The 5,829-nt window shown below is 63.8% G+C and carries 6 protein-coding genes; 2 read left to right on the top strand and 4 right to left on the bottom strand.

The features are described 5' to 3' along the window. Positions 1–12: 12 nt before the first annotated feature. Both EN914_RS21480 and EN914_RS21475 read right to left on the bottom strand, forming a co-directional pair. Positions 13–516 (bottom strand): hypothetical protein, encoded by a 504-nt coding sequence (locus tag EN914_RS21480; RefSeq protein WP_338101333.1) that lies wholly within the window; start codon positions 514–516, stop codon positions 13–15. Then, complete coding sequence (locus EN914_RS21475) at positions 491–688, bottom strand: hypothetical protein (protein WP_024502834.1); 198 nt, start codon at positions 686–688, stop codon at positions 491–493. The genes EN914_RS21480 and EN914_RS21475 overlap by 26 nt, the downstream gene beginning before the upstream one ends. Positions 689–930: 242 nt before the next feature. On the opposite strand from EN914_RS21475, the gene grpE reads away from it, so the two are divergent. Beyond that, the gene (gene grpE / locus EN914_RS21470) at positions 931–1,566 is read left to right on the top strand and encodes a nucleotide exchange factor GrpE (protein ID WP_024502833.1); all 636 of its coding nucleotides are present in this window, start codon (positions 931–933) and stop codon (positions 1,564–1,566) included. Positions 1,567–1,694: 128 nt separating this feature from the next. Continuing rightward, on the top strand, positions 1,695–2,327 hold the full coding sequence (locus EN914_RS21465; protein WP_013529571.1) for a trimeric intracellular cation channel family protein: 633 nt from the start codon (positions 1,695–1,697) through the stop codon (positions 2,325–2,327). Positions 2,328–2,391: 64 nt separating this feature from the next. On the opposite strand, the gene EN914_RS21460 is transcribed toward EN914_RS21465, so the two are convergent. Both EN914_RS21460 and EN914_RS21455 read right to left on the bottom strand, forming a co-directional pair. Then, positions 2,392–3,267 (bottom strand): GNAT family N-acetyltransferase, encoded by an 876-nt coding sequence (locus tag EN914_RS21460; RefSeq protein ID WP_023812526.1) that lies wholly within the window; start codon positions 3,265–3,267, stop codon positions 2,392–2,394. 182 nt (positions 3,268–3,449) lie between these two features. Then, positions 3,450–5,741, bottom strand: a complete 2,292-nt coding sequence (locus EN914_RS21455; RefSeq protein ID WP_024502832.1) for a PAS domain-containing hybrid sensor histidine kinase/response regulator — start codon at positions 5,739–5,741, stop codon at positions 3,450–3,452. Positions 5,742–5,829: the final 88 nt, after the last annotated feature.

The raw sequence follows: 5,829 nt of genomic DNA, 5'->3' as shown, positions 1-5,829 counted from the left end.
TGAGGTCGATCGCTATTCGCGATCGAGGATGGGACAGCCGCGCTCGGTGCCAAAAGTCACGCGCACGCGGTCGCCACCCTGTCTCCCGCGGACTGTGATCTCCCGGCGGCCGACGGACTCTATCCTTGCGCGGCGGATGCCCATTCGGTCTGCCTTGTCGAGGGCCCGGTCCTCCGTGCAGCCTCGTTGACGGCGGTCGCGCCGGTCGTCGCGACGGGGGCCTTCGCAATCGTCATAGGCGGGGTCGCAATCTTCCATGAGCTTCAGCCGCGGGCCATGTTTGCCCAATTGCAGCTGCAGATTGTCTGCTTGTGCCGGAAAAGCCGCCAAGGTGATGGCGCCGAGGCCGACAAGCGCCATCAGCGATGAGGTGATCGAAACCTTGCGCACTACGTCCTCCATTTTGAACCACAACACATCTATCCTTAGATGGTTCGGCTCTCCCCGGCTATTGCCGATAGGAGGTTTGCTGCCAAGATCGATTGTTGCGTTACCGCCGGCGCCAGCCGATGTCACCGCGCTCCGCCCCATCGAGGCGGTCGAGCAGTTCTCTGAGCCGGTCGGGAATGTCGGCCTCGGTGCGGAAGGCCGGCAAGGTGCGTAGAAAGCGGGTCACCGCCTCGGCACCCAACTGGCGCCTGACCTCGATGGCCAGCCCTTCTGCCTTTTCGCCCGTGTTGCGGGTCATCGTCTCAAAATCCTGTGTCGGCTTCGAAACTCCTCCAGCAAGGGAATGGTTCCCCCATCCTGCCTGTGGGGCAAGCAAAGCCGGCAGTTAAGGTAAAATTTGAATTAAAATCGAAATGCCTTGCCTGCCATTGTCCGGCCTTGGCCGGTGGCTTCCATAATCGCTTACCCCTTGATTTTTGGCTGCCAAACATCGATATCGGGCACAAAATCCACATCATTCGAGATTGACGGGAAACGGCGATGAGCGACCAGGCAAAAGACGAACGCGCGCCCGATGAAGTCGAGGCGACCGAGCCCGCAGCCGAGCGCACGGAAGGCAGCACCGTCGGCGACTATGAAGCCCTTGTCCGGCTGCTGAAGGAAAATGAAGAGCTGAAGGACCGCGCGCTGCGCGTGGCGGCCGAGATGGAAAACCTGCGTCGCCGCACGGCGCGCGATGTTCACGATGCGCGCACCTACGCGGTCGCGAATTTCGCCCGCGACATGCTTTCGGTGTCGGACAATCTGCGCCGCGCGCTGGATGCGATTCCCGCCGAGGCCAAGGCATCGGGTGACGCCGGCTTCAAGGCGCTGATCGAAGGCGTCGACCTCACCGAGCGCGCCATGCTGTCGGCGCTGGAACGGCATGGGGTCAAGAAGCTCGCGCCGGAAGGCGAGAAGTTCGATCCCAATTTCCACCAGGCGATGTTCGAAGTGCCCAATCCGGACGTCCCGGCCAACACCGTGGTCCAGGTCGTGCAGCCGGGCTATTCGATCGGCGACCGCGTGCTGCGCCCGGCTATGGTCGGCGTCGCCAAAGGCGGTCCGAAGTTTGCCGCCGCTGAAGCGGCGGTCGAGCCGGGGCCGGTAAACGAGCAGGCTGAGAAAGATGCATAGTTAGGGGAGTAGGGGAGTAGGGCAGTAGGGCAGTAGGGAAAAGGGCAATCGCACCTTCCGTGCGGCTTCGTGCTAAACATACTGCCCTACTGCCCTACTGCCCTATTCCCTTACTCCCCTGGCCTGCAATGAACCCCATCGCGCTTCTCGACTATGCCGGTGTCGCCGTCTTCGCGGCGACCGGAGCGCTTGCGGCTTCGCGCAAGCAGCTCGACATTATCGGCTTCCTGTTCCTGGCCAGCGTCACCGGGATAGGTGGCGGCACGCTTCGCGACGTCATCCTCAACCTGCCGGTTTTCTGGGTCGCCAACTCCGGCTATGTGCTGGTCTGCGCCGCGGTTGCGGTGCTGGTCTTCTTCAGCGCGCATCGTGTCGAATCGCGCTGGAAATGGCTGCTCTGGCTCGACGCCATCGGGCTCGCTGCTTTTTCGGTGATGGGCGCGGCCAAGGGGCTTGCGATTACCGGTTCGCCGGTCGTCTCCGTCATCACCGGCGTGCTCACCGCCACTTTCGGCGGCATTCTGCGCGATCTCCTTGCCGGCGAGCCATCGGTGCTGCTCAGGCCCGAAATCTATGTCACGGCGGCCCTTGCAGGTGCCGGCCTTTACACGCTTGGCGATCTTGCCGGACTGCCGCCGCTCGCCTCGGACCTTGCCGGTTTTGCGGCGGCGTTCCTTGTGCGTGGCGGCGCGCTCAAATTCGGCTGGTCGTTTCCGTCCTACAAGAGCCGGCCCGGCAGGCGGCCGGAAGATATTTTGTGAAAAGGAAGCGAATAGCGAATAGGGGTTGAACGAGATAGCTCCCGCTACTTTCTATTCGCTAGCCTCACGCAGCGAAGCGCTGGGCTTCGCCGCCATAATAGTTGACGTAGCGTGCGCCGATCTCCTTGACCGGCATCACGACGAACACATCGACCGTCGAGAATTCGCGATCGATGACGCAGCCATCGCCGATGCGGGCGCCGACGCGCAGATAGCCCTTGACCAGAGGCGGCATCGCGGCGATCGCCGCCTTGGCATTGACCGCCTCGATCGGCATCAGGTCCATCGAGCAGTAGCGCCCGGAGACCGCGCGCACGTCCCAGGCCGAATTGGTGCGGCAGTGGTGGGCGAGGTAGGTGAGCGCCTCGGCATGCGCCGCCGGCACGGTGCCGTGAAAGGAAGCGCAACCGGTCATCACACCGATTTCATAATGGTTGATGTAAGCCCAGATGCCTTGCCACAACGCTTCGATGGTGCGCTTCGAGCGGTATTCCGGCAAGACGCAGGAGCGGCCGAGTTCAAGGAAACGCTGGCCGGGGTGACGGGCAATGAGCTTGGTCAGCTCGAATTCACCTTCGGAATAGAAACCGCCGGCCGTGGCCGCGATTTCTTGCCGCAGAAGCCGATATGTGCCGACGATACGGCGATGTTCGGGACCGGAAAGCGTGGTGTCCAAAACCAGCAGATGGTCGCAGAGTGGATCGAACCGGTCGGCGTCACGGCGGTCATGGGCCTGGAACAGGTCCTTCCTGGCGCCAAGTTCGTCGTAGAACACCCGGTAGCGCACTTCCTGCGCGGCCGCGATCTCGGCCTCGTTGCGAGCGAGCCGCACTTCAAGATTGCCTATACGGCCCAGTGCCGCGCCCTTTATGACGGAATCGACGTTACGTCCGGCAAGCAAGGCGCTGCTGGCGTTCGGCCGAGTGTCACATTCCGGCATAACTGTATGCACGAGTGATTCTCCTTCGAGCCATCCCTCTTGGCACGGGGATACGGTGTAGGTGCAACAGGATTGTGACAGTACCGTGATACGACGTCGTGGGCAATACTTCGTCGGCTGGCGAATACGATCAACCGGCTACGTTTAAGTGATCGCCCGGTGCGGAATGGGCGGTGGAAAGCTCAGGCCGCGACGACCTGGCCCTCGACGGCATTGACCAGCGCCTCGGGGTCGAGCGGCTTGGTGACAAAGCCGCTGGCTCCATGGGCCAACACCGCATGGCGGGTCTTTTCCTGGCTGTCGGCCGACAGCACCATGATCGGCACCGGCCGCACGGCACTTTCTTCCTCATGGCGGCGGATGGCGGCAATCGCGTCCAGCCCGTCCATGACCGGCATGTGCAGATCCATCAAGACCACGTCGAAGCGGTCCTTGTGCGCGGCGCCGGTGACAGCCTCGACGGCCGCCTTGCCGTTGCCGACCACCCTGACGCGATGCCCGGCCTTCAGCAGCGTGGCGCGGGCCAGCATGGCATTGATGTCATTGTCCTCGGCGATCAGCACCGACAGGCCGCGCTGGCGGTTGCCGACGGCGCGCAGTGTCGGCGCGCCGCGCTTTTCCGGCTGCGGCGGGCCGAGGCTCGGAGCATGGCTGCTCAACAGTACACGCAAAAGTGTTCCGCCGCGCACCGGCCTGGCCAGGAAGGTTGCGTAGCCGCTGGCGCGGAACTCGCCAAGCATGCCGCGATCTGTCGGCGCGATCAGCGTGATCGCCTCACAGTCGGAGAAACCGCTCTGGCGCAGGCGCTTGAGCAGCCTTCCGTCGCCTTCCTCCATCGCTGCATCGACCAGGATCGCGTCGCAGCCGGCGGCGAAAGGCGCGGCCTGTGCGGCGGTGGTGGCGATGTCGACCGCGCCACCGTTGGCACGGATGGTGCGGGCGATGGCGTCGGCCTCGACGGCGTTCTTCGACAGGATCACCACGCGTCTGCCCGAGAGAGCATTCTGGCGGCCCTGCGGCGCTTCGGTGGCCGCTGTCGCAGGGATTTCGAAGACGAACTCGGATCCCTGGCCGAGCCGGCTGGATACCGAGATCGTGCCACCCATGGCGGCCACCAGGCGCCTGGAGATGGCAAGGCCGAGGCCGGCCCCGCCATGTGTGCGTGTCGACGTGCCGTCGGCCTGCTCGAACTCCTCGAAAATGCGCTCCAGGTCGGCATCATGCAGGCCCGGACCGGTATCGGCGATGGTAAAGCATATGCGGTCGCTGGTTTCGGTGCGTGCGCGTGCAATGCTCACCAGCACGCCGCCGCTGTCGGTGAACTTGATGGCGTTGCCGATGAGGTTGAGAAGCACCTGCCTGACCTTGCCTGGATCGGCGGTGATCAATTGCGGCACGTCGGGTTCGACATGACAACCCAGCCCGATATCCTTGGCGAAGGCGCGCGCCGCCAGCAATTCGATGATGTTGTCGGCGATCTCGCGCACCGACATCGGCTGCGGCTCCGGGTCGAAACGCCCGGCTTCGATCTTGGAATAGTCGAGAAGATCCTCGATCAGGGCAAGCAATGCGCTGGCTGAGGTCGAGACGGCGCCGACATAGGTCTGCTGCTCCGGCGACAGGCTGGTGTCGGCGAGCAACCTGGCCATGCCCATGATGCCGTTCATCGGGGTGCGGATTTCATGGCTGACGGTGGCGAGGAAACGCGATTTGGCCTGGCTGGCATATTCGGCCCGTTCGCGTGCGGTGATCAGCGAGGACTCGGCGCGTTTGCGGGCGGTGATGTCGCGGGCGATGGCGCGGTGCGAAACCGCGCCACTGTCCTTGTCGCGCACCGACAGTTCGATCCAGGAGAACCAGCGCTGCCCGCTCGGCGTGCTGATAGAGACATCGGTGGAACTCAGGCACTCATGGTCGGAAAAGGCGGCATCGGGAACCATGCCGACCTCGATGCCGAGTTCCGCCAGGGTCTTGCCGGCAAGATCGCGCTGGTCGATCTCGACGAGATCGGCGAAGACCTTGTTGGCATAGACGATGTAGCCGTCGCGGTCGCGATGGATGACAAGATCGCCAAGCGCGTCGATCAGGCCGCGAAAGCGCTCATCGCTCTCCTGCATCTCCCACATGCGGTCGGCCAGCGTCTCGATCTCGGCGCGGCTGCGGGCCGTGGTTTCGTCAAGAAGGGCGGCGGTGCGATGTTCGCTCCGCCTGGCGCGCAGATGCATGGCAAGGCCGGCTAGGCCGGTTGCGAGCAATGCAACGCTGATGAACATCGGTGCCCCGGTCAGGTGCGCCAGCCCGGCCATCACCACGATGGCGACGAATGTCAGAAAGGACAGGCCTTCGCGCCTGGAGAATTCCGGCTCGGGCACCAGCGGCGGCGCGGCGACGAAGCGCCGCGTCGACGCCGGCGGGAGCACCGCATCGACATCGTCGCCAGTGTCCGCCTGTTGGCTGCCGGATTGCGCGATCATGCGAAATTCTTGCCAGACAGAGCTTATGGAAAATTGCGGCGGATCGTTCCAATTTTAGCGGATGAGCGCTTTTTGCCGAGGCGCGGCG

Source organism: Mesorhizobium sp. M7A.F.Ca.CA.001.08.2.1 (genome assembly GCF_003998455.1).
Lineage (GTDB): Bacteria > Pseudomonadota > Alphaproteobacteria > Rhizobiales > Rhizobiaceae > Mesorhizobium > Mesorhizobium ciceri.
The sequence above is the reverse complement of the archived record's forward strand: the minus strand, read 5'-3'. Positions and strand labels throughout refer to the sequence as shown.